Annotated in this window: 19 protein-coding genes and 2 pseudogenes; 8 read left to right on the top strand and 13 right to left on the bottom strand. The window is 36.0% G+C overall.

Going from position 1 to position 23,913, the window contains the following annotated elements:
• Positions 1–16: 16 nt before the first annotated feature.
• The 6 genes from GS400_RS19755 to GS400_RS19730 form a co-directional block, all read right to left on the bottom strand.
• Positions 17–496 carry a DUF3794 domain-containing protein gene (locus GS400_RS19755; protein ID WP_160104433.1) on the bottom strand — a complete coding sequence of 160 codons (480 nt, stop codon included), beginning with the start codon at positions 494–496 and terminating at the stop codon, positions 17–19.
• A gap of 222 nt (positions 497–718) precedes the next feature.
• The gene (locus GS400_RS19750) at positions 719–1,138 is read right to left on the bottom strand and encodes a DUF3794 domain-containing protein (RefSeq protein WP_160104432.1); all 420 of its coding nucleotides are present in this window, start codon (positions 1,136–1,138) and stop codon (positions 719–721) included.
• Positions 1,139–1,162: 24 nt separating this feature from the next.
• Positions 1,163–1,687 (bottom strand): SPOCS domain-containing protein, encoded by a 525-nt coding sequence (locus GS400_RS19745; protein ID WP_236561083.1) that lies wholly within the window; start codon positions 1,685–1,687, stop codon positions 1,163–1,165.
• Positions 1,688–1,749: 62 nt separating this feature from the next.
• Entirely contained in the window at positions 1,750–2,286 is a 537-nt protein-coding gene (locus GS400_RS19740) for an SPOCS domain-containing protein (protein ID WP_160104430.1), read from the bottom strand.
• 87 nt (positions 2,287–2,373) lie between these two features.
• Positions 2,374–2,832 (bottom strand): DUF3794 domain-containing protein, encoded by a 459-nt coding sequence (locus GS400_RS19735; RefSeq protein WP_160104429.1) that lies wholly within the window; start codon positions 2,830–2,832, stop codon positions 2,374–2,376.
• 25 nt (positions 2,833–2,857) lie between these two features.
• On the bottom strand, positions 2,858–3,832 hold the full coding sequence (locus GS400_RS19730; RefSeq protein ID WP_160104428.1) for a hypothetical protein: 975 nt from the start codon (positions 3,830–3,832) through the stop codon (positions 2,858–2,860).
• A gap of 1,043 nt (positions 3,833–4,875) precedes the next feature.
• On the opposite strand from GS400_RS19730, the gene GS400_RS19725 reads away from it, so the two are divergent.
• The 5 genes from GS400_RS19725 to GS400_RS19705 all read left to right on the top strand — a co-directional run bounded on the left by GS400_RS19725 (position 4,876) and on the right by GS400_RS19705 (position 10,572).
• Positions 4,876–6,210 carry an N-acetylmuramoyl-L-alanine amidase gene (locus GS400_RS19725; RefSeq protein WP_160104427.1) on the top strand — a complete coding sequence of 445 codons (1,335 nt, stop codon included), beginning with the start codon at positions 4,876–4,878 and terminating at the stop codon, positions 6,208–6,210.
• A gap of 473 nt (positions 6,211–6,683) precedes the next feature.
• Entirely contained in the window at positions 6,684–7,673 is a 990-nt protein-coding gene (locus GS400_RS19720; RefSeq protein ID WP_160104426.1) for a CgeB family protein, read from the top strand.
• 41 nt (positions 7,674–7,714) lie between these two features.
• Positions 7,715–7,996: a hypothetical protein gene (locus tag GS400_RS19715; RefSeq protein WP_160104425.1), complete on the top strand. Its 282-nt coding sequence runs from the start codon at positions 7,715–7,717 to the stop codon at positions 7,994–7,996.
• Between the two features lie 17 nt (positions 7,997–8,013).
• Positions 8,014–8,835, top strand: a complete 822-nt coding sequence (locus GS400_RS19710) for a polysaccharide pyruvyl transferase family protein (protein ID WP_160104424.1) — start codon at positions 8,014–8,016, stop codon at positions 8,833–8,835.
• A gap of 234 nt (positions 8,836–9,069) precedes the next feature.
• Positions 9,070–10,572 carry a malate:quinone oxidoreductase gene (locus tag GS400_RS19705; protein WP_160104423.1) on the top strand — a complete coding sequence of 501 codons (1,503 nt, stop codon included), beginning with the start codon at positions 9,070–9,072 and terminating at the stop codon, positions 10,570–10,572.
• Positions 10,573–10,752: 180 nt separating this feature from the next.
• On the opposite strand, the gene ahpF is transcribed toward GS400_RS19705, so the two are convergent.
• A complete protein-coding gene (gene ahpF / locus GS400_RS19700) occupies positions 10,753–12,276 on the bottom strand; it encodes an alkyl hydroperoxide reductase subunit F (protein WP_160104422.1) in 1,524 nt (507 codons plus the stop codon).
• 23 nt (positions 12,277–12,299) lie between these two features.
• Positions 12,300–12,863, bottom strand: a complete 564-nt coding sequence (gene ahpC / locus GS400_RS19695; RefSeq protein WP_160104421.1) for an alkyl hydroperoxide reductase subunit C — start codon at positions 12,861–12,863, stop codon at positions 12,300–12,302.
• A 457-nt stretch (positions 12,864–13,320) separates the two neighbouring features.
• On the opposite strand from ahpC, the gene GS400_RS19690 reads away from it, so the two are divergent.
• Positions 13,321–14,259, top strand: coding sequence for a glycosyltransferase (locus tag GS400_RS19690; protein ID WP_236561082.1), 939 nt, complete (start codon positions 13,321–13,323; stop codon positions 14,257–14,259).
• 180 nt (positions 14,260–14,439) lie between these two features.
• On the opposite strand, the gene GS400_RS19685 is transcribed toward GS400_RS19690, so the two are convergent.
• From GS400_RS19685 to GS400_RS20280, 3 genes and pseudogenes are all read right to left on the bottom strand, one after another.
• Complete coding sequence (locus GS400_RS19685; RefSeq protein ID WP_160104420.1) at positions 14,440–15,627, bottom strand: GT-D fold domain-containing protein; 1,188 nt, start codon at positions 15,625–15,627, stop codon at positions 14,440–14,442.
• Positions 15,620–16,675, bottom strand: a pseudogene (locus GS400_RS20285) (polysaccharide pyruvyl transferase family protein); the annotation flags it as partial. The gene GS400_RS19685 and the pseudogene GS400_RS20285, both read right to left, overlap by 8 nt.
• A gap of 99 nt (positions 16,676–16,774) precedes the next feature.
• Positions 16,775–17,833: pseudogene (locus tag GS400_RS20280) on the bottom strand (glycosyltransferase); the annotation flags it as partial.
• Positions 17,834–18,015: 182 nt separating this feature from the next.
• Here GS400_RS20280 and GS400_RS19675 point away from each other — a divergent pair.
• Positions 18,016–19,746, top strand: coding sequence for a glycosyltransferase family 4 protein (locus tag GS400_RS19675; protein WP_160104418.1), 1,731 nt, complete (start codon positions 18,016–18,018; stop codon positions 19,744–19,746).
• Between the two features lie 75 nt (positions 19,747–19,821).
• Here GS400_RS19675 and GS400_RS20275 read toward each other — a convergent pair whose 3' ends face one another.
• The gene (locus GS400_RS20275) at positions 19,822–21,675 is read right to left on the bottom strand and encodes a CsxC family protein (protein ID WP_236561081.1); all 1,854 of its coding nucleotides are present in this window, start codon (positions 21,673–21,675) and stop codon (positions 19,822–19,824) included.
• 206 nt (positions 21,676–21,881) lie between these two features.
• Here GS400_RS20275 and GS400_RS19665 point away from each other — a divergent pair, with 206 nt between their 5' ends.
• Positions 21,882–22,961, top strand: a complete 1,080-nt coding sequence (locus tag GS400_RS19665) for a lipocalin-like domain-containing protein (protein ID WP_160104417.1) — start codon at positions 21,882–21,884, stop codon at positions 22,959–22,961.
• A gap of 130 nt (positions 22,962–23,091) precedes the next feature.
• Here the strand turns inward: GS400_RS19665 and GS400_RS19660 are convergent, their stop codons facing one another.
• A complete protein-coding gene (locus tag GS400_RS19660) occupies positions 23,092–23,889 on the bottom strand; it encodes a LysM peptidoglycan-binding domain-containing protein (protein WP_160104416.1) in 798 nt (265 codons plus the stop codon).
• Positions 23,890–23,913 lie beyond the last annotated feature (24 nt).

Here is a 23,913-nt window from a genome sequence, read left to right as displayed (position 1 = left end):
AAACCTCCTTTCTTGATCAACCAGGCCATACCATTAATAATGTTGTGTTTGTAAAAATACCGCGTTTACTAATTTGACAGGCATAAATGTCTTCAATATAGCTCTCTATACTTAAACACGAGTTTTCATCAAAGTCTGGTGGGAGAACAATAAAAGTACTAAAAGGTATATTAAAATGAACACCATGGACTTTTTGAGAAGGTTCATCTGCTACATACCGGATAACATGCTTAAGTTCAGCTTCAATAATTAGTTTCCATCCTGTTAAAGTTTGCCTTTCCAATGACTGAGCTTTGGGTGTCTTAATTACTTTTGTACTATGAAGGACAAGCTTAGACTTTACGCTTACTAATTGCTCAATGTCAGGCTTAGCTTCGGGAATTTCAAGTGTGTCCTGGATATTGAATTCTTTGAAAGCGCTTATTGGAGAAGAAAATTCGGGTATAGGTTTGGATGGCCACTCAAATTCAATTAAGTCTTTTACAACCTTCGCCAAAACAAACACCTCCTTTTTATAAAGAGAACATATGTTAGTCCATCATATGTAAATGTAATTTCTTTAGTTCCCTCCTATTCATATAAGATATAAAAGAGGCGGATGACATGATTTTTTGCTTTATATATGTTTGAGAGAAGGAATATTATCTAAAAATAAAAAAAGACAAATTCATTATGTTACAATGAATTTGCCTTCAAACGGTTTATAAATTATTATTCGTTAACGGTAGACATCGAAACGAATCAATAAAGCTTTATATATTTTACGCTCATCTTCACGCTTAAATACTTTCTTCTCGATGACTGGTTCGACTGTTATAGGGGTACCTTGTGGTGGTCCGTCAGGCCACTCGATTAATGTACAAAAAGGGACTTCAAAGTGAGCAGCATGAACTTTCTGACTTGGCACTAGAGCCGAATATTTTATAATAATTTTAACTTTACCTGTAAGGATCACTTTTCTTAAGGGTTCAGTTGGATCTTCTGGGTAGTTTAATGGAGTATCGATCACTTCTTTCTTAGTGATCTCCACTTCCACATTACTATCTAAAATACATTCTATATCTGGTTTCTGTGGCGGGATAATTAGTTTAGAGTTGATGGGGAGCTGTTTAAAGACATCTGTAAACGTTAATGCCATTTCATTCCCTCCTTTTTAATATTATTAGGCTGTTTTTTCTTCAAGCCATATTAATAAAACTAATACAGCTTGAATTGTCCTTGAATCAATTTCATGAAATTGAACATGCTCAAGGCAAACATGGATATCATAATTGTCGATGTCAAAAGTGGAATCATCAATTAATCCCCTATTTCCGTCTCCATTTGGTTGCCCTGTATTCGGGTCAATCCCCCCATTTTCACATGGACGCTCTCCGATAATACCTTGAAATGGGATATCAAAATGGGCGAAATGGACATTCTGCTCTGCTTCATCAGCTGAATATTCAATTCCTAAACGTACCGTTCCTCTTGCGATTACCTTTTCTCGGATATTTTCCGAAGCTGGATCTCTATCACCCAAATCAACATTGATAACATCAATTTTGGTTATGGCTATCTCATTCAATGTGTTCGTGATGAATTCAATATCAGGCTTTGCATCAGGAATATCAAGAAAATCACAAAGTATAATCTGTGTGAAATAGTCTAAAGTGGTATTATCAGGTGGACATTTTACCGTAGACAAGCTTTCTAATGTATTAGGACAATCCAAAGTAATCCCTCCTTAATTTTTATATAGGGTTCTCCTTAAGGTTGTGGAGGAGGACCAACATCTTCAATCTGCTCTAACCAAACTAATAATAAAACTTCAAAGAAAATTGTTCTTTCATCTAATTGCTTTTCAACAATGTTTTCAACACAGACATGAACAACAAAATTATCAGGAAAGATGGTATCATCATTCGGGATTAATCCATTTTCTTTTGGATCTGCGAATTCAGCACAATCTCTTAAAAGTATTGTTTGGAATGGCAATTGATATCGGACAAAGTGGACAGTCTGTTCTTCTCTGGTTGAAACATATTGAACATCTAAGTATACATTCCCCGCAACAAAGATCTTTTTCCCATTTGGTGTGTCAGTGTCATTGTCAGGCAAAAATACATCAATTACTTCGACGTCAACTAATTCCACAAAATGTTTAACCTTTACAATTTCATCTTTATCGGGCTTCTGTTCTGGAATCTTGAATGTTTTAGAAGCAAATAGTTCTGTAAAATACTTAGCGGGTCGATCGGGATAGACAGGGCAAACTTCTACTACACTTGAATTTACATTAACCATAATGCATAACCCTCCTTTTGTAAGATAAGCACATGGAAAATATATGTTTTTAAAAAAGATGTATGCTAAGAAAATAAGAATTTAAGATTAACAATTGTTGTTTAGTAAAATAATGCATAACATTTTACATTCTTCGATATAACGAGAACTCTGATTGAATACAAAAACATCTTCTAAAAACACCTTTGTGGATAAATTCTGTTTTAGATAGGCTTTTTTACACTCGTTACTTATTGTCAAAAATTCACAAAAAGGTACCTGGCCATGAAAGGTATGTACAGATTGTTCAGGTACATCAGCTGAATATAAAAAGGTTTGATGAACCGTCCCCTCTACGATAACTTTAAAGTCATAAGGGGTTTGGATATAACGTTGAGTGCGAAGCTCAACTTCTGAGACCACTTTAATAATGGCTTCTAAATCTGGTTTAGGACAGGGAATTTCAATTTTACTATTAAGGATAACTTGCTTATAAGCAGTTGGATTACATGGATATTCTTCATGTGGTGTAATGCCGGTATATAGAATCATCTCGCCATGGTGCATGACTTGGTCAGCCTCCTCGTAAAGTTTAGAATAGCTTCAAGTTACTTAAGTCGGAAAAAGATAAGGGGATTGTCACATCTTTTCTTTGTTTGTTGATCTTAGGTGATTTTAAGTTATGATTTCTTTTAATCAAGTTGGACAAAAAAACATTTTCTGTGTTGTTCTGATTACTTTTCTTTTGCTTTGATTTACTTTTGGAAAATTCATTACGGGTATTTTTTCTTGGAATTGGTGAATACACACTAGAATATAACTTGATTGATTCTACTTTATTGGAATCGTGAAATTGATTTTCCCTATGGTTAAACTGATTAACTTTATTATCTTTTACATAGGCATTATGGTCATTGGTATCTTCATTTTTTTCGGTAAACGTTGGTTTACCTTCATTTTTGTTAAGGAGAACCTTACTTAAGCAGGCTTGTACATCCTGATCAATATTATAAGAATCCCCATGAGTTTTGGGGGGACCTTGATCTAATTGTTTTTGACCGTTATAACAGTACTTTGTGTTGTCTTGGAATGGTTCTTTATGAATATCACAATATCCTGTTCTGTTTCTGTTATAGTCCGGATACGTTGGAACAATTGTCATCACAGTAAAAATGGACACACTCTGCTGTGTTAATTCATTGATATTACATGTATCTATAAAAGAACTTACAGTTAGATTTTTAATGTTCACCCCCATTAAAAGTGTTTTATGAAAAGCTGAATAACTGACTGTATGTAATGTTTCTTTTTCTATAGACTGATAAATCAATTTGTAGTGGATTTTGATATCGACCATCACCCTTTCACCATAAAAACTCTTTACTTGATGAACAGCTGAAATTTCTGATGCAACATATATATCCATCGCTTTTTTTATAGAGGGCTGTGTATCAGATAGAGAGATGGTATCTGTGAAAGATTCTTGTTTAAGTTGGCAAGGACAATAATGTGTATGGTCTGGATTTAACTTGTTATTTTGCAAGAAATATATATTAGGTGATCCCACATTTTATCCCCCTTGACTGTTGATAAACTAATATAAAGATATGAGTCCTAATATAAAGTTATACCTTTTAGATAAGGAGGAGATAAACCATACAAGGCATCCAATAGAATCAGGATACCTTTCCGGTTTATGCATTTGATGGGTACAAAACTTTACTCGTAAGAACAATGGTATTTCTTTTTCTCTTTGCATTTTACACAATTACAAGTAATTATCGTTTGCTTATAAGTAGTAGTGTTCGACTTACAGCAACACTTACTACACTCGCGAATACAAACTTGATGACTACAGCAGTGACATTTTGCTGGTTTATGACAATAGCAATCTTCTATGCAGCAATGATGATGTCTTGTGCTTGAACAGCAACATTGAATCCTACATTGACAACAGAACCGCTTTTGACAAGGGCACTCATGAGCATTATGGTGTTTTTTACAATTACACAGAAGTATCACCTCCTACTGCTATCATATACAAGGGGCATCACTTTGATTGGGTAAATGTTGAGAAAGTGATATTTTTTGGTTTCTGGCATTGAGGTATAAATTAAAGTGCGGAATTCAGATTGGATCAGTTTGATGACCTTCGAAGAGGAAAAGGATGGTAGGTACTTTTATGTCACAAATATGAATAATGAAGAACAGTAAAAAATAGAAAAATAATTATGAACTTACTTTTTTTAGTGGAAAACTCTGTTGAATTATTAAGGTGAGCCGTATCATAAATTTTTGATTACTCCACTTAGTAGTACAACAACAATTCCAAAACCATTAGGCAGAAAATAAACTATTTATTATATAAGTAACATATTAGAACTAAATCATTCGATTTGGTGGTAGGTTCAAAAGCATCCCTAGTCATTGCTTTGTACTGATATGCTGGATAGATCGCTTTGTCTTATTTAGTCGAAAATTAATAGAAATAGATCATCCGCTATATATCCATTTTTCCATAAAGAATAACATTGACCTATTCCATTCCTGTTATCAATCATATATTAAAGGTGTAACAAAAATATCCCTTAAAGATTGGAGGTTAATTTATTGAAACTTTATTTAGATCCAGGACATGGAGGAACAGATTCTGGTGCTCAAGGAAATGGTTTAGTAGAAAAAGATTTAAACTTAGATATTGCATTAAGAATACGCTCAATATTACTAAATGGTTATGAGAATGTTGAAGTAATGATGAGCCGAACTGATGATAGCACGGTAAGTTTAACTGATAGAACCGATGAGGCTAATACCTGGGGCGCTGATTATTATCTATCTATTCACTGTAATGCTTATAATGGTACTACAAGAGGATATGAGGATTTTATTCATGATAGCTTATCCGACACATCCATTACTGCACACTATCAACATATCATTCATGCAGAAGTAATGAAGGTAAATGAGCTAATGGACCGTGGTCAAAAAAAAGCTAACTTCCATGTTTTACGTGAATCAGTAATGCCAGCACTCTTAACCGAGAATGGATTTATTGATAACGAAGAAGATGCAGCCTTATTAAAACAGCCATCATGGCGTGAAAAAGTTGCCCAAGGTCATGTAAATGGATTAGCAATGGCATTTAACCTTAAACCCAAACCAGGCAATATACTATTTATTTATAAAGTGATTGCAGGAACGTTCAGGTCAAGAAAAAATGCTGAAAAACGCGTAACCTTTCTTGATTCAAAGGGGATAGGAGCATTTATTGACCCCGTTATTGTTTCTGGTAAACAATGGTACCGTGTACAGGCCGGAGCCTTTTCAACCTTGGAAAATGCTGAAGTACGCTTAGGAGAAGTAAAACTGTTAGGAATTGATGATGCTTATATTATTACCGAAGAAGTTAGCACTGAGCCAATAGGATATACTATTTTAGGAGAGACAAAACTATCCCCTGAACAAATGAATCAATTTCTCAAAAGCATTAATCCTGATGCATTAGAGTTAGGTATGTATTATCTAATATTCGGTCAGTATTATGGGATTAGAGGTGACATAGCCTTCGCACAGTCTATGCATGAAACAGATTACCTCCGTTTTACTGGAGTTGTACAGCCTGAGCAAAACAACTTTTGTGGACTTGGTACTACAGGACCAGATGATCCAGGAGTTAGTTTTGATACTCCTGAAGATGGTGTGCTTGCTCATATACAACATTTATATGCATATGCTTCAACCGAACTACTCCCAAATGAATATCCATTAGTAGACCCTCGCTTTGATCTTGTAACAAGAGGTTCAGCTACCACATGGGAAGCATTAAATGGTAAATGGGCTGTACCAGGTGATAACTATGGACAATCTATTTTATCAATTTATGAACATATGCTAGAAAAATCAATACAAAATTTAGAAAAAACACTGCAAGAAGTAAAAGCTTAATAGTACGATCTTGCTAAAAAGAGATAACTCCTCTTCAGGATTATCTCTTTTTTATTGTGTACCCGGCATGTTCACAAGCTTTAGGTTGACGTCCCGAGCGGCAAAGGCAAGGGTGTCTGGAGCGACCCAGAATCTGAAGAAAGCTGTAGCCAAACTCCCACATTAGTAACATGAACCTCATAGTAGAAGTTTGCTTGGATGAAGTGGCAATTTCATCTGTTTTATATAGGGTTTTTAATGAATTAGGGTGAATCTAGTTTAAAGTACAAACAACAACTTACCTAGAATAATAAAATACAATATGCTTCCAATAATTAAAGGAAGGACTAGTTTATGTGATATATACACGTCAAAAAATAATGATTATTAATGTTATTAGAGAAAACACAAGGAAAAAACTAACAAATTTAACGTATGTAATAAGCTTCATGGGGGGAATATCCTGCAAATAATTATTAAAAGGAGGAAAAGGAATGAAAAATCAAAGAACATTAAAGATCGCTCACTTTGGAAGGTATGGTGAAGGTGATACAGATATTGTAAGAAGTATGTATTTATCCTTATGTAATTTAGGTCATAAAGTTCAGGAATGGAATACAGGAGAACATCCTGAGTGGGTATATAACCCTCGAAACCATGTTGGAGGGAATGGTCCAGTTTATATTAAGTTATCCCAAATAAGGGAAAAATTAATAGACTTTAATCCAGATTTAATAATCTGTAATGCAGGAGGACTTACCTTTAAAAAACAAGATATGAATTGGTTAAAAGATAGGGGGATTCCTGTTCTTGGAATCAGTTTAAGTGATCCCGACGTATTCAGTACTGTTTCAAAATACGCAAAACATTTCACTTGGCATACCACCAATTCGTTATTGACATATGAAAAATACAAAAATGAAGGTTTTACGAATATATATCATATGCCATTTGGAATTGATAGTCGTTTTTTTAAAGATAGATCAACTGACCCAGGATATGAAGCAGATGTAGCTGTTATAGGGCACGGTCGTCCAGATCGATATCCTATTGCAGAAGAATTATGTAAGAATTTTAACACAAAGCTGTATGGAAGGAATTGGACTACAACACCTAAATGTAGAAGGGGAGAAGTAAGAGGTGAAGAGTGGTTTAAAGCGGCCTATTCAACAAAAATATTGGTTAATTTTCCACGCACAGTAAAAGGTTATACAAATATAAAGGTTGGTGTACTTGAAGCAACAGCAACAGGAAAGTTGTTATTTACTGAGTATTTTGATGAAATGGAAAAACTTTTTGAATACGGTCATGAAGTCATTGGATATCAAACTAAAGAAGATCTAGTTGATAAAATTCGTTTTTATTTACAAAATCCTGAAGAGGCAAAAAGAATTGGTCAGAATGGTAAAGAGCGTTGCAAAAGAGAACATACATGGGAAAAAAGGTTTGATAAATTATTTGCAGAAATTGGGTTACTAAACTAAATGTAAGGTGGAAAGTAATTCAATAAAAGGAATGATGAAGAATGCATTACGTATTACATGGATACTATGGTGCTGGGAATATTGGAGACGACGCTATTTTAGAATCAATTATAGATAGTATTTTTCTTGATGATCAAAATGCCCGTTTTACAGTAATTTCAAAAGGCGTTAAATCAGCGTATAAAGGCCCGAGAAAAGTTTCGGTTAATAAGTCCAGTGAGGTAGAGAAAATAAGGTTGGCAATAAAGTCTTGTGATCGATTTATCTTAGGTGGGGGGGAATTCTACAAGATTATTCCGGTTGGAAGCCACAAAATGCATTAGGAAATAAAGCTAAAAGTATGAATTATTATAGTCAATTTATTGATATGGCACATGCTTACAAAATTCCAATCTATTTTTATGGAATTGGTATCGGACCATTCAAGGAGAAAGCAGCGGAAGAATATGCTATAACCTTATTGCGTAAGGGTGAAATGATTGCTGTTAGGGATCCTAATTCATTTCAATTCGTAAAGAAACATATCGATAATGAAAAGATTAGTCTTATTACAGATCCGGCAATGTGTTTAAAAGCAGTTCCTCCTGAGAGAAGGAAGCAGATTTTGAAAAAAGAAAAGTTACCATCAAATTATAAGCTAGTTGGTATTTGTTTAAGACCATGGTTTTTTAAAGGAAAAAAGGAACAAGAGTTGTTGAAAAAAATTGGTCAAGTAGGGGAGGAACTTTATAAACAATATAACGTTCGATTTGTCTTGATCCCTTTTAGTCAGTATCAAGGCGATATTACATTAATGAAAAGAGTTAAACAATATTTACCTAAAGGTTCCAGTTATTTCATTAACCCGAAAAATAAATCATCTAAATATATTCAAGGGTTATGTAGTAGTCTTTCACTTATGATTGGGATGAGATTACATTCCCTAATTTTAGCAGCATCTCAAAACGTTCCAGTAATTGGTCTATCCTATGACCCAAAAGTTAATCACTTTATGAGATCTATTAAACAAGAACAGTTCCTATTTTCATATAACACGGTTACCAATAAGCAGCTACTAGAATCAGCACAACTCATTTTAAATGGGGACATAAATAAAGAGAACTATATATCGACTATACAAAATATGAAACAGAAGTGTTTGGCTAAATTATCAGAAGCGTAGAAATTAAGGATTTCCTAATGAAATAGCACTCATATGAGGGTGCTATTCTTCTGTTTAGTAGCTAAATTAACCTATAAAAAAATTACTTAAGAATTTTTTAATCTTTTAAAATAATGATACACTAGTATTAGATTATAAATTTTTAGAAAAGATGTGTAATTTGGTCGAAACTTGTCTGTTTATACCTCAAGATCTACGGTTACATCTTTTCTGTACACATAGGGAGAATGGGACATGAGCAAAAATTATCATAAAACAGACGCTATCCTAATTGGTGCAGGAATTATGAGTGCCACATTAGGGACGTTGTTGAAAGAATTAGCACCAAATTGGAATATTAGAGTGTTTGAGAAACTTGAAAGAGCAGGGGAAGAGAGTTCAAATGTATGGAATAATGCAGGTACCGGACATGCTGCATTATGCGAATTAAACTATACGAATGAACAACCTGATGGATCAATTGATATTACGAAAGCGATAAATGTGAATGAACAATTTCAGGTTTCAAAGCAATTTTGGTCTTACCTTGTAAACAGTAATAAAATACGTAACCCACAAGATTTTATTATGCCATTACCTCATATGAGCTTTGTGCAAGGGGATCAAAACGTCGAATTTTTGAGAAAGCGTTATCAAACAATGGGGGACCATCCATTATTTCGAGATATGGAGTTTTCTGATGATCCAGAGCAACTAAAGCAATGGATTCCACTTATGATGAATGAACGAACAACGAATGAACCTATAGCAGCAACAAAAATTGATTCTGGAACAGATGTGAACTTCGGATCAATTACTCGTAAAATGTTTGATCAATTAGAAAGCCAAGACGTCGAGGTAAACTACAGCCATAGTGTTCAAGATATTAAGCGAAATAGCGATGGCGAGTGGGAAGTAAAAGTATATGATATGGTTAACCATAGACTTGAATACCATACAACTGACTTTGTCTTTATCGGTGGTGGTGGAGGTAGTCTGCACTTACTTCAGAAAACGGGTATTCCTGAATCGAAACACATTGGAGGATTTCCGGTAAGTGGGTTATTTATGGTTTGTAATAATCCAGAAGTGGTAGCAGAGCATCATGCCAAAGTGTATGGTAAGGCAAAGGTAGGCGCACCGCCTATGTCTGTGCCTCACCTAGATACCAGATTTATCGACAATGAGAAATCACTGCTATTTGGACCGTTTGCCGGCTTTTCACCAAGATTTTTAAAAACTGGATCTATGCTTGATTTGTTAACATCTGTAAAATCAGATAATTTTGTAACAATGTCAGCAGCTGGCATGAAAAACGCATCTTTAACGAAGTATTTAATCGAACAAGTGATATCATCAAAAGAACAGCGTATGGAAGATCTGCGAGAGTTTATCCCTAACGCAAAAAGCGAGGATTGGCACTTAGTAGAAGCAGGACAGCGTGTGCAAATTATTAAAGATACGGATACGGAAGGGAAAGGAACGCTTCAATTCGGTACTGAAGTAGTCAGTTCTTCTGATGGCTCGGTGGCTGCGTTGTTAGGAGCATCTCCAGGTGCTTCTACTGCTGTTCACGTCATGTTAGAAGTTATAGAAAAATGCTTCCCGGAACATGTGAAAGAATGGGAGCCTAAAATAAAAGAAATGATTCCTTCTTATGGGGTGTCGCTTGGAGAGAATCCGGAGCTTCTGCAGGAGATTCATGCTTCGACTGCGGAGACGCTTGGGTTGAATGGTAAAGAGGCAGTTTATAGTTGATTGTGTAGACCTCAAAGAGTAATTTTATGAATTTAAAAAGCTGTGATTGTAAAATAGAGAAGAAGCCCAAAACCTTTGTTCTACCAATAGATTGAAGGTTCTGGGCTTTTGTTATTTTTTTATTATATTAAAAATCGCTTTACACCTATATCGGTGAAAAGCGACTCTTAGTAAAAAATATTAGTTCCGAATCAGATAATCAAAAGCCCCTAATGAAGCATTTGCACCATCGCCCATGGCAATGATGATCTGATTGTTAGGATTGTCTGTGACATCTCCTGCTGCGTATAGGCCAGGGATGTTTGTAGCGTTTGTCTTATCGACTACGATTTCACCAATGCGGTTCGTGTCAACGCCTTCAAGCCATTCAGTGTTTGGAATAAGTCCGATTTGGACGAAGACTCCTTCTAAATCAATGCGGTGTTCTTCTTCGGTTTCGCGATCGATATAGGTTAGGCCGTCGACGTTGTCTGTACCTGTGATTTCGGTTGTTTGGGCATTGGTTTTGACTGTAACGTTTGGAAGGCTGTGCAGGCGATTCTGTAGAACTTCATCTGCTTTCATTTCTGCACCAAACTCAAGGACCGTTACATGTTTAACGATACCTGCAAGGTCAATCGCTGCTTCAACTCCAGAGTTACCCCCACCGATAACAGCTACGTCTTTTCCTTCAAACAATGGTCCATCACAGTGAGGGCAATACGCTACGCCTTTGTTTTGGAATTCCTTTTCACCAGGAACTCCGAGCTGACGCCAGCGAGCGCCTGTTGATACAATGACACTTTTACTTTTCAGAACTGCACCATTATCGAGCTCAAGTTCGAACATATCATTCTTTTGTAAGCCGCTTGCACGCTGAAGATTCATGACATCAATATCATAATCTTTGACGTGTTCCTCTAGGCTTGAGACAAGTTTAGGGCCTTCTGTATGGGATACGCTGATAAAGTTTTCAATGCTCATTGTGTCAAGAACTTGTCCACCAAAGCGCTCTGCAACGATGCCTGTGCGGATGCCTTTACGTGCAGCATAGATTGCGGCACTTGCGCCAGCAGGACCTCCGCCGACAACAAGGACATCGTAAGGATCTTTACTTGAAAGCTCTTCAGCACTTGGGCCCTCAACTAACTTATCAAGGATTTCTTCAAGTGTCATACGACCGCCACTAAAGAATTCACCATTTAAGTGAACAGATGGTACTGCCATAACATTTTTGCTCTCTGCTTCATCCTTGAACGTTGCACCATCAATCATGGTATGAGTAATTCCTGGGTTTAAAATACTCATCATGTTTAGGGCTTGTACAACATCAGGACAATTATGACAGCTTAAGCTTACGTATGATTCAAAGTTGTACTCTCCGCTGATATTTTTAATTTGATCAATTTTGTCTTGATCAATCTTAGGAGCTCTACCGCTCACTTGTAGAAGAGCTAACACTAGAGAAGTAAACTCATGTCCTAAAGGAATACCAGCAAACGTAACTCCAGTGTCTTCTCCAATACGATTTACACTAAAGCTAGGGGTTCTAGATAGTTCTGCTTCCTCATAATTAATCTTAGAAGACATAGATGCTAGCTCTTCGACAAGAGCTAGCATCTCCTTAGATACATCATCTGAACCTGCACTAACTTTAAGCAGTATATCATTCTCCATTAATTGGAGATATTGTTCTAATTGTGACTTAATATCTGCTTCAAGCATGGTTCATGCACTCCTTAAATCTATTAAATCTTGCCTACAAGATCTAGACTAGGCTTAAGAGTCTCTGATCCCTCTTCCCATTTCGCTGGGCAAACTTCACCTGGATTGTTGCGAACGTATTGTGCTGCTTTAATTTTTTGTACAAGTGTGTCTGCATCGCGACCGATTCCGCCAGCGTTTACCTCTACTGTTTGAATAACGCCATCTGGATCGATTACAAACGTACCGCGATCAGCTAGGCCTTCTTCTTCGTTTAGTACTTCGAAGTTACGAGATAATGTTTGGGAAGGGTCACCAACCATTGCATACTCAATTTTGTTAATTGTTTCAGAGCTATCGTGCCAGCCTTTGTGAGTGAAGTGCGTATCTGTTGAAACAGAATATACTTCTACGCCAAGCTCTTTAAGCGTTTCATAGTTATTTTGGAGGTCTTCTAGTTCAGTTGGGCAAACGAATGTAAAGTCTGCTGGGTAGAAGCAAATAACGCTCCATTGGCCTTTTAGACTTTCATTAGTTACATCAATAAATTCTCCGTTTTTGAATGCTTTTGCGCTAAATGGTTTTACTTCAGTTCCGATTAAGTTCATAATGTATAGCCTCCTAGGAAGAATAGTTAAATTAATAGACTCATGAAAAAGAGTTATTAATTTATAATAATTCTAATTCAGTAATTTATATTATACAATCTATGTTTTTTTGTCAAGAATCTATAATGTAAATAAGTTTATTTTGCTTATGTAAAAATATACAAGAAAAAACAAATAACTCCTAATTTCTTCATAAATCAGGAGTTATTTCTCTAAATTATAATAGGTTGAATAAGTTAAAAGACTTCAGGAAATCGATTCTCATATCAATTGAAATGTGGAAATTCATTAAATATATTCTCATAATTCACATGTGGAATGATAATCATTTATTTATTCATGCTTAGATTTCTACCTACACAGAACTGCATTTCAATTCATACTATATAGTAGTGTTATAAACCTTTCTTTAACTGAATAACATAAATAAAATTAAAATCACGAAAGGATTCCTGTTATGAGTGAACAGCCTATTAAGTTACTTTTTATTACGAAGGATTGGTCCAAAGGAATTGAGAGAAATAATTATTTTCTTTCAAAACATCTTGAGAAGCTCACCCATTTAACAGTTTGGAATAAACCCGGTCACATTTTAGATATATTAAAGAAACTACAAGATGAGCCCGATTTTATTCTTATAAATGACCTTCGACCATCTAGGAGTCCGAAAATTTCAGGTCTAGCTCAATGTTCAATTCCCGTAGGGGCGATAATGCATGACTTGCATTATAATAAGGAGAAGCGTAAAGAATGGATTAAAAAAAATAATATTCGTTTTCTATTTACACATTATCGAGATGCATTTCTGAGATATTTCCCTGAATATGAGGACAGGATGATTTGGTTCCCTCATTTTATTAATCAAGAGGTTTTTAAAGACTATCAACACAAAAAGGAATATGAGTATCTGTTAATGGGGAGTACGATTGGAGAGTTCTATCCGTTAAGAAGTACGATAGAAACGAAAATGAAAAAAATACCTGAATTTGTTCAACATGCACATCCCGGTTATCATCACAGGAACTACAATGAAAAAGACTTTTTGGTTGGACATAGATATGCAGAAGAAATAAATAAGGCAAAGATATTTTTTACTTGTGATTCCATATTCCATTATTCATTAATGAAGTACTTTGAAACACTAGCTTGTAATACTTTATTGTTAGCGCCATATTTAAAAGAATTAGAAGATATCGGTTTTATCCCAAATGTTCATTATGTCCCTATTACAAAAGATGATTTTTTTCAGAAAGCTAAATATTACAATAAGAATTATGAAACAATTGGAAAACAAATTGCATTCAATGGATTTAAAATGGTACACGAAAAGCATACACTTCATGTGCGCGCAAAAGAATTAGTAAATGAAATAGAAAGGATATTAGAACAAAGATAGAACACAGATAAGTAAGGGGATCTTCCTTGGTGTTAAAGGCTGTATTTGTAGCTAGGATATAAGAGAAGAGTGTATATAGACTTGTTAATTGGCAAGTCTTTTTTATGTCATAAAACAAAGTAGGAGCTATTTAAAATACCATAGCCGAAGTGGATGCTATGGTATTTTAAAATTATTGTTTTATTCATTTTTTAATACTCTTTCAAAAAAATCTTTATTTAGGAGTACACTTGGGTTGTTTGGTTCAAAGTCTCTTGCTAGTTCATTATGATCATGAGCTTTTTTTACATCACCTAAGTGCCAATAACATACAGATAATTGGAGGTGAGGAGTAGTTGTAGCCATTGGAGTATGGTTCCCTGTAGATTCACCAATTTTAACAGCTTGCTTATACCAATAGGCTGCTGTTTCAAAGTCGTCTCTATTGAAATAGTAATAAGCTATTTCACAGCAATTCTCAGAATTAATGGTTCCGTTATCTAATGATCTAATTTGAGCATAACTGCTTAATAACCAGTCTATGGTATGCCCGAAATCAATCGCTACTTTATGATCTTCTGCCAACAAGTTGCAAATTAGAGTAGCTGGAATTCCAGATGAAACGATTGCAACATCATAATCAAAGTTTTTTGCTTTTTTTACAACATCTGATACGGATTTGATTCCTTTAACTGGAATGTTACCTACTATATTTTTATACCCAAGCTTCTCAAGATAATCCTTTCCTTGCTCCATCTTATTTCCAATTAACAACACTTTATAGTTACTCAAGATTTCATGGAGTAATGTGGTGTAATGAAATAAATCAAAATTAATAGTTGAACTGGTCAGGTTCATTTTAGTTAAATCCCACTTATGATGGTTTGCTAATTTGGTAAACAAAGTTTGGAACATAGGGAATCTTGCTAGAGGGATTCCAATGGCATTGGATTGAAGTAATTTGGAAGTTAGATAATTTCTTGCTTCATGATTAGGTAATGAAACTCCTGCATAACCTAAAAATTTTAACCTTGGTTCCTTTTCAATTTCTTCACTAGAAAACAATAAGTCATGTGATAAAAAAGTTAACTCTCCATCTCCTAAGCGAATAAGCGAATAGCCTTGTTGTTCTTTGAGGGCTTTCCTTATTTCATTAGCTATCTCTCCAGCATTTTTCAATTTAATTTTCTTATCATTTAATTTTTCTAGCCCTGCACTGATAATTTCCTCAATATTGTAGGGCATATAGTGATATTTCTTTAGTTTGTTTTCTATAAGTTTTTCTCCACCATAATAAAGTCCTTCAGTAGCTAGGTTTTTATTATCCCCTACTTCGACAAAACCGAACTTTCTAAGATTTTCCCACTCACTTTTTGAAAGGTTAAACACCTTCCTCACCCTTTAAATAAAGCTTCTGATCAAATGGAGTGTTGATCATGTTTATATAATCTCCCTTTTTGTGGTTCACCTTATTCATAATCGTATCTCGTTCTTTATTTATGAAAGTCTCTAAGTTCATTAATTCATGATTGATATTGTTGGAATCAGTTGAAATAACGAGTTTATGCAAATCAACCGATTGTACAAAATCATACACTTTAAATCGGTAAGCTAATGCGATTGCAGGTGTGTTGGCAGCTAATGAAATAAGGTTAGCGTGTAGTTTGAAGTTGATTGTAAAATGGAATTGAGAGAGTAATTTTATTAACAAATTCACATCATAGTACTTGGTATCTAAAATAACATTCTCTTGATCATTAACTTTTTTATATAACCTTTTCATAGCAGGAATATCATCGTTCCAAACACTATATAAATAAATTTGATATCCCTTTTTAATAAAGTTCTTTAGCGCTTCTGCCAATTGATCTTCAACAAATTTCTCATTTCCTCCGTACACGTGGTTAAATGATGTCCCCCAATTCACTCCAATAATCTTACTTCCTTTAAATGGGGAAGTGATGTGTTTATCTTTTTCATCAATTTTATCTATATTCTTAAGAAGTAATCCGGGATCTCCACTAATTTTTAATTTTTCTTCATTTGCTCCCATCTGTCTTAAGAGTTCGTAAGTTAAAGGTCCTCTTACTCCAGCAAATTCAGCATGTTCAATTACTTCTACAAGTTTTTTCTGGATATCTGTCGTAAAATACTTTTGAATATAGACCTTTTTTCCACCCTCTAATAATTCAATGTCACTTTTATCAATCCTATCTATTCCTGATCCCCAAATCATCACTTTTTTACCTTTTTCAATTGCTCTACGTAAAACAGGGGTGTTATTTTTACAAATAATGGATCCTCCGCCTAGGACTATTAAGTCATAGTTATCTATGTCATAATTTTTAGCCTGACTTCGTATAGTACCTTGCAGTTCCCAATTTTCATTTCCAAATGTCTCATCAAATTTTTCTTTGAAAAGATCCCACATTAACTCATCGCCAAGGTTTTTATGTCCGATCCAACCTATATATAAAATTTTCTTTTTTCCGTTAGAGATAGGATTAGACCCCTCCTTGAAATAGTCCTTAAAAAAGTTGTTATTATACGCAACACTTGGGTCATTAGGGATAAACTTCTCGGCCATTTTGTTATGTTCATACGATTTTTCCATATGTCCTAACTCCCAGTAACATAACACTAACTGTAGGTGGGGGAACCAAGTTGAATAAGCTGGTTGTTTAAACCCTCCATTATCTTTTTGTTTCGTGTTAATAGCAGTACCGTACCAAAAAATAGCACTTTGAAAATCTTTTTTTTCCATAAAATATCCACCTAGACGACAGCATACTTCTGGACGAGGTAAATCATATTGAAAAGATTTACATAAAGCATCTAATTCTTCATCTTTGTCACCAAGGCGACTATAGCAGTCAGACATATTGAGACAAGCCATTATTTCATCTTCAATCCATCCCTTTTTTGTTGCTAAAAATTCTTTATAGTAGAGGGTGGCTTTTTTATAGTGTTGATTGTCTTTCAATTCATTTGCATAATAATACAAATCTCTGGGTGAAAATGATTCTCCTCTCTTTAGCTTTTTTTCATAAATTCTTAGGTTTCGTCCCTCTTCAATGCTGGTGTTTTTCTTTTTATGTTTGTTATGAGTAATTGCAATATCAGAACTGATAATATTTCCAGAAACCTCTAAATACTCATGAACAACTCCATGCCATTTAAAATCTCTCTCACGTTTAACAAGACGGTTGCGACGCATGCTGAAAGCTGGGTTTTCATGCTCGTCAAAAGAGAGATGATAAAACATAGAAACTGCATCAACTGACGGATCCAAGTTCTTTTTCAGCTTTAGTAGTTTATTTAGGTCTTGCTCTTTTACAATATCATCTGCATCCAACCAAAGGATGTAATCCATCTTTGCATGACTAAAGACAAAATTTCTAGCAGCTGAAAAGTCATCTATCCACTCAAACTCGATAACTTTATCTGTATAGTTAGCCGCAATTTCTTTTGTCTTGTCTGATGACCCTGTATCAGCAATTATGATTTCATCACATGCTTCTTTTACACTTTCCAAACAATTGTGTAGTACTTCTTCTTCATCTTTAACGATCATACATAGGCTAATCGTTGCCACAGTATCCCTCCCAAATAAGGTCATATGTTTCTATTCTTATGCACTATATGCGAGGTAAACCCTTATGTGTGGGGAGGTGTAGGGGGTTTACTCAAAACCAACATTTCACCTAAATACTACTCACTACATAAACGCTCGTTAATAAAATATAGAAGGTTAAAATATCAATATCGGAGGTCGACATGATACAAGAACTGAAGTTAAAAGAGTTTAACAAACGACTAGAGCGTCTCCCTCTAGCGCAGAAACAACAATTGATTAAGAAGAATCAAATTGATTCATCAGAAAATCTTCATGTTGTATATGTGATGAGTCATGTTGGGGTAAGTGGAGGAGTAAAAGTTATATTTGAACATGTGAATCGTTTAAAGAAATCAGGTGTAGAGGTTTCGATCGTCTCTCATTTTGAAAAACCAACGTGGTATCCGATAGAGGCTGACTATATCCAGGTTCCATTTGATTTAGAGCTTGCTAAAGGGATTCCTGATTGCCAGGTCATTGTGGCTACGTATTGGGATCATATCCAAGCATGTGTTGAAACGGGGATTGCACCAGTTGTTTATTTTGAGCAAGGTGATTTTCATCTTTTTGAGTATGAAAAGATGAATGCTACATTAAAAAAATTCATTACAAAACAATTTGAATTACCTGAATTTATTTATACAGTATCAGAAAGCACTGCTCAATATATTGAAGAGATCTATAATCGGGAAGCCAAAGTTATCCATAATGCTATTGATGAGACGGTTTTTTCTGATCAAGTTGTAAAGTATGAAGCGAATAATCCTTATCTATTAATGGTGGGGGCAGAATCAGCGAAGTTTAAGGGAATAAAAGATATTATAGAAGCTTACCAGATAATAAAAGACACAGATCTGCAGTTAGATCTATATTGGGTTACTCCTGAGGAACCTAGTGGTGAAATGAAAAGCAAGGTGACTAAGTATTTTGTTCAACCAAATCAAGATACTATCGCTCAGCTATATAGAGGGGCGAGTGTGTATGTCTCAGGCTCACACTATGAAAGTTTTTCTTTACCTCCGTTAGAGGCAATGGCATGTGGGTGCCCGGTGGTTACAACTAATAATAAAGGGGTTATGGAATATGCTGTTCATGAAGAAAATGCTCTTATTTCTGAAATGAAGAGTTCGGGGGATATTGCTGAAAATTTAAAAGTGTTTTTTAAGGATAAATCATTACGAGAAAATCTTATCCAAAATGGTTTGTTGACAGCCAGGAAATATAGCTGGGATCAAATAACAAAAGAAGTACTGCATTTTTATAAGGCAATATCAAAATATAGAGTACTTCCTAAATGTAATTTAGACGAATGGGATATGATCCTAACAGAAAATATGTTTTTACAAGAAGAGGATTTTATGAAGTTTGAGAAGTTTATACAGCATTCTGAAGCTGATTTAGTACAGGTACCAGTCGTTTATAGTATGGATGATTCCCTTGAAGTGGCCCGCTGGGAGGTAGTTGCTAGTCGAAAACAACCTATGAATACTCGACTAGAAAAGTGTTATTGTCCTGTCTCACCTATTAATCCTCTTGCAGTTTTAGACAAAAAAGCTTATCAAGCGTTTTATAAAAGAAATTTTGATGAGGCAATTGATGAATTCACAACTCTTTTGAATGAGTCGGAGCAAATAAGAAAACCAATTTATTTTCGGTGGATCATTTTATGTTTATACCATCTTCAACGTAAGTATGAGGCAAAATCTAAGCTGCAAGACTGGGTTGAGCAGCATCATAATAAGCTTTCTTCTGAACTGGATTTCCTTTCGATTCTTTTAGATGGTAAAAAAGAACAATCTTTATATGAGAAAATTTGTTTGTTAGGGGATTCTGCTTCTTATCCTGAATTTATATTTAATATTAAAAATAAATTAAAGGAAATTATAAAATAAGAGGATTCAATTAAAAGGCATAGATGCTTGCATCTATGCCTTGTTTTAATTATTTTATTAAGTTGTTGGGCATTCTTACGAAATAGGTGGTGTAATATTGGTGAACGCTGACAAGAAGCAAGTAGATAATATTACTGTATTTCCTCCACTTGTAACTTTAACTAATCCTTCTACCACTTCTTCTATTGTAGCATTTCCAATTGTATTAAAGTTACCTGCACCTTCTGTTTGAATATCTACAATAGATTCTCCAATTTCTGCAAGTATATCTCTTGTGGCTTGCTCACAACAATCACAAAATCCTCCGTCTGAGTCCTCTGGTATAATTGATGGCAAATCTACATCGGCAAGATTAGTTCCGCTTAATCCAACTATTTTACAAATAGGAATTGCGCCTGAACCATCATTTACTATTACAAAATCACCTACAACTTCATTAATAGTGGCATTTGCTAATGAACCTAGTGCACTACGTTGAGTAGTACTAATATCAATATTTTCCGTATCTGGAGTAGCTAACATTTCTAATAGTTCTCTCATTGGATCTACACAACAATCACATTCATCTCTACCTCGTGGTCCGGTAGGTCCAGTAGGTCCAGTAGGTCCAATTGGCCCAGTAGGTCCAGTCGGCCCCGTAGGTCCAGTAGGTCCGGTAGGTCCAGTCGGCCCCGTAGGTCCAGTCGGCCCGGTAGGTCCCGTAGGTCCGGTAGGCCCCGTAGGTCCAGTAGGTCCGGTAGGTCCGGTAGGCCCCGTAGGTCCCGTAGGTCCGGTAGGTCCAGTCGGCCCCGTAGGTCCAGTCGGCCCCGTAGGTCCCGTGGCTCCGGTAGGTCCGGTCGGCCCCGTAGGTCCAGTAGGTCCGGTAGGTCCAGTCGGCCCCGTAGGTCCAGTGGCTCCGGTAGGTCCGGTAGGCCCCGTAGGTCCCGTAGGTCCGGTAGGTCCAGTCGGCCCCGTAGGTCCAGTGGCTCCGGTAGGTCCGGTCGGCCCCGTAGGTCCAGTAGGTCCGGTAGGTCCAGTCGGCCCCGTAGGTCCAGTGGCTCCGGTAGGTCCAGTCGGCCCCGTAGGTCCCGTGGCTCCGGTAGGTCCCGTGGCTCCGGTAGGTCCAGTTGGCCCAGTAGCTCCAGTAGCTCCAGTAGCTCCAGTAGCTCCGGTAGCTCCCGTAGGACCAGTCACCCCAGTTCCGGGTCCCGTAGGTCCAGTCGGCCCTGTGATTCCTCCTAGTGGAACTTGCTGCTTTTGAAGTAATTTAAGAGTAAAACATACACTCATCTTTTCTACAACGTTCCTAAAAACTCCTTCAAACTCTGGTCCACCTTGTATAGGCTTTCTATCTGTGGAAGCATCCATTTCGATGATCTTACTCGATAGTAGATCACAATAAGGGATTTCATTATAGAATTGTTGACTACCTTGATTGAATTGGGAGATATCCTTAGAAAGTAACTTATCTTTTTCGGGATATCCTTCAGGTAAAGATTGAGCGATTCTAAAGTTGAACTCTTTACGTTTATCAAATTGAATGTCTAAAGGACGTGTTATAAAGTCTTTAATCTCCGTTACACAAGTAAATGGAACATCAACTGTGAATGAACGTAAATCTGAATCAACGCATTTGTTAGATAGTCCTCTACGAACTGGTGTAGCATATTGAATATTTTTTCGTACAAACCCTTTAATAAATAGTTGATCACTAGGTACAAGCAAACGACACTGTACAATTTCGATTTGTTTCTTTATATCTTTGATTTCTAGTACATCTTCTGGAAACGTTATCTTGGCTTCTAAGTCCGTACATACTTCAACTTCTGCTAAGACAACAGGTATTTTACCTATTTGTGCATCTGGATTTACATCTGGTGCTACAGGTTTATTGCGACAATTGCTAAGAGAGGCTGATTGTTGACATGGCTTGTTCTCGTCATTAGTCATTACATCACTCCCTTTCATTTTTTGAGAACACGATATCTTATGCTTCTCAATGAAGAGAGGATTGGACGTATAATAGAAGACTTGTGCGGAAATTTGGCATTGGGGGAGTGGATAGCGAAGTATTATGGCTTATCTTCACTCCATTCATTCCCATTTTGAATTGTATATGCATACCTTGTTATAAAACTGTAAGGTGTGTTCAAAAAATGAATGAAAACTTTTCAGAGGAGATATCACTTCCAAAAGATACAAAACCTCATCGAAAATCAAATATTGAGTGGTGGTATAATTATGCCTTTCTTACTGGAGATCAGGGAGGCCAGTATGCTGTGATGACTTCTTTTTTTCGAGTAGGAGAAACGGGGTGTAGTAAAGGGCACTATCTAATCTTTACAATAATTGATTTGAACAAGAAAACAAAGCAGAACTTTTCAGTAATAGATACAAAGCTAAAGAATAATATGACTGCTATGTATCTACCGTTTTATTTATTATTAAACCCTAAAGATGTTCGAATGTGGAAACTGTATAAAAGTCTCCTGCTAGGTCGGATTCCAGCCCCACATTCTAAAATTGAAAAAGCTTCCATACAACAGAATCCTACTAAATTGATTTATGGGGATAATGAATTAACGTTTATGGGGGAAAAGGAAGACAGTTTTAAGATGCATATAACAGAAAAGGACTTACAGATTGATTTACAATTTACTCCTTTAAAACCTATCTCTTTAATTGGGGGAGATGGGAAACCAGATGATTTATATTACTATTCTTTTACTAGGAACCGTGTCGAAGGACAATTTCAAACGGATAGAGGAATAGAAAATGTGGAAGGTGTAGGTTGGTTTGACCATCAATGGGGGCGCGACTATGGATTATTAAAAGGTAATGGTTGGGACTGGTTTGGTCTTCAATTGGATGATGGTCGAGAACTCCTTTTAAATCAAATGCGATCCGGGAAAGAAACCTTTTCTCCTATGGCTAACCTAATAGAAAAGGATGGTTCTGTACGTTTCACAAGGAACATTTCTTTTATAGAAATAAACTTTTGGAGAAGCTTCCAAACAAATGCTCGCTATCCGATAGAGTGGAAGATCAATATACCTGAGTTTTCAATGGACCTACATGTGATGGCACTCTTTCCTAAACAGGAAATGCCTATTATTGGACCACTTCAGGCAATTTGGGAAGGGGTTTGTGATGTTTCAGGGGCAGAGATTACTTCAAATGAAGTTCATAAAGAGATACAAGGGAAAGGGTTTATGGAACTTGTAGGATATGCTTAAAATAAAGAAAAACTAGGCACCTTAAAAAAAGAAGGTGCCTAAATATATGAGAATAGATTTACTCGAATGTACCTTTTAGAATCGCTTCTACATCCTTGACCATCTGAAAAACCCCTGTTTAGAGGGACTTTTAGAAGAATACAGGAAGCTGTACTAAGTCTTGAATATTTCCATCTTTGGCGCTTCTCGTGTAAACCCACAACTCTCCCGTTTGTGTAGTAGGAGAATCATCAAATTCAATAGCAATGGAAAAAGAGCCATATGAAGGTGCCCCTGCTGAAGTCTGTATAGGAGCTTCATTTTTCACCACTTGATCTGCATCATCTACAATTCGGTAAAGAATTGTTCCTTCAAAAGCACGTGCATATCCCTTGAGTTGTTGGCCTGCCTGAATGGAAGTTCCAGGGAAGGGGCGAAATACAACGATGTTAACCGATGACGGTAATGGAACAATTAAGCGATAACCAGGATAAATCACGTCTGGAGAAAGACCAGGACGATCACGATTCGCTTCCATTAAGGTACTAAGAGGTAGACCAAACCTATGTGCAATTTTATAAAGTGTATCTCCTTGTTCCACTTCGTAAATAAATGCGGGAACTAATAGTTGCTGAGAAGGATAAATCATATTCGGGTCTTCAACTTGGGGGTTTATTCCTTGTAGCAAATCGACACTTGTATTATATCTTTGTGCATATTGATAAAGTCTGTCTCCTTGGCTTACAATTTGTTGGACTTGGTTTTTTCCGGGGGTTGTCAAAATTAAGACCTGACCAGGAAATATGAGCCCTGGATCTGTGATAGGAGCATAGATCGCATTTGATTGTACGATATCCTGTACGTTGCTCCCTGATCTATTAGCAATGGAATAGAGTGTGTCCCCCGATTCCACTGTGTAAATTAGGTGCGTACTATCAACGATAGGCATTTCACCACTCCCAATCTTTGATAT

The sequence above is a fragment of the Pontibacillus sp. HMF3514 genome (assembly GCF_009858175.1).
Lineage (GTDB): Bacteria > Bacillota > Bacilli > Bacillales > BH030062 > Pontibacillus.
The sequence above is the reverse complement of the archived record's forward strand: the minus strand, read 5'-3'. Positions and strand labels throughout refer to the sequence as shown.

Coding starts and splice junctions, on each gene's coding strand:
- GS400_RS19750 (WP_160104432.1), bottom strand. CDS start 1,138: ATGGCATTAACGTTTACAGATGTCTTTAAACAGCTCCCCATCAACTCT.
- GS400_RS19740 (WP_160104430.1), bottom strand. CDS start 2,286: ATGGTTAATGTAAATTCAAGTGTAGTAGAAGTTTGCCCTGTCTATCCC.
- GS400_RS19735 (WP_160104429.1), bottom strand. CDS start 2,832: ATGCACCATGGCGAGATGATTCTATATACCGGCATTACACCACATGAA.
- GS400_RS19720 (WP_160104426.1), top strand. CDS start 6,684: ATGAAAAATCAAAGAACATTAAAGATCGCTCACTTTGGAAGGTATGGT.
- GS400_RS19715 (WP_160104425.1), top strand. CDS start 7,715: ATGCATTACGTATTACATGGATACTATGGTGCTGGGAATATTGGAGAC.
- GS400_RS19710 (WP_160104424.1), top strand. CDS start 8,014: ATGAATTATTATAGTCAATTTATTGATATGGCACATGCTTACAAAATT.
- GS400_RS19705 (WP_160104423.1), top strand. CDS start 9,070: ATGAGCAAAAATTATCATAAAACAGACGCTATCCTAATTGGTGCAGGA.
- ahpF (WP_160104422.1), bottom strand. CDS start 12,276: ATGCTTGAAGCAGATATTAAGTCACAATTAGAACAATATCTCCAATTA.
- ahpC (WP_160104421.1), bottom strand. CDS start 12,863: ATGAACTTAATCGGAACTGAAGTAAAACCATTTAGCGCAAAAGCATTC.
- GS400_RS19690 (WP_236561082.1), top strand. CDS start 13,321: ATGAGTGAACAGCCTATTAAGTTACTTTTTATTACGAAGGATTGGTCC.
- GS400_RS19675 (WP_160104418.1), top strand. CDS start 18,016: ATGATACAAGAACTGAAGTTAAAAGAGTTTAACAAACGACTAGAGCGT.
- GS400_RS20275 (WP_236561081.1), bottom strand. CDS start 21,675: ATGACTAATGACGAGAACAAGCCATGTCAACAATCAGCCTCTCTTAGC.
- GS400_RS19665 (WP_160104417.1), top strand. CDS start 21,882: ATGAATGAAAACTTTTCAGAGGAGATATCACTTCCAAAAGATACAAAA.
- GS400_RS19660 (WP_160104416.1), bottom strand. CDS start 23,889: ATGCCTATCGTTGATAGTACGCACCTAATTTACACAGTGGAATCGGGG.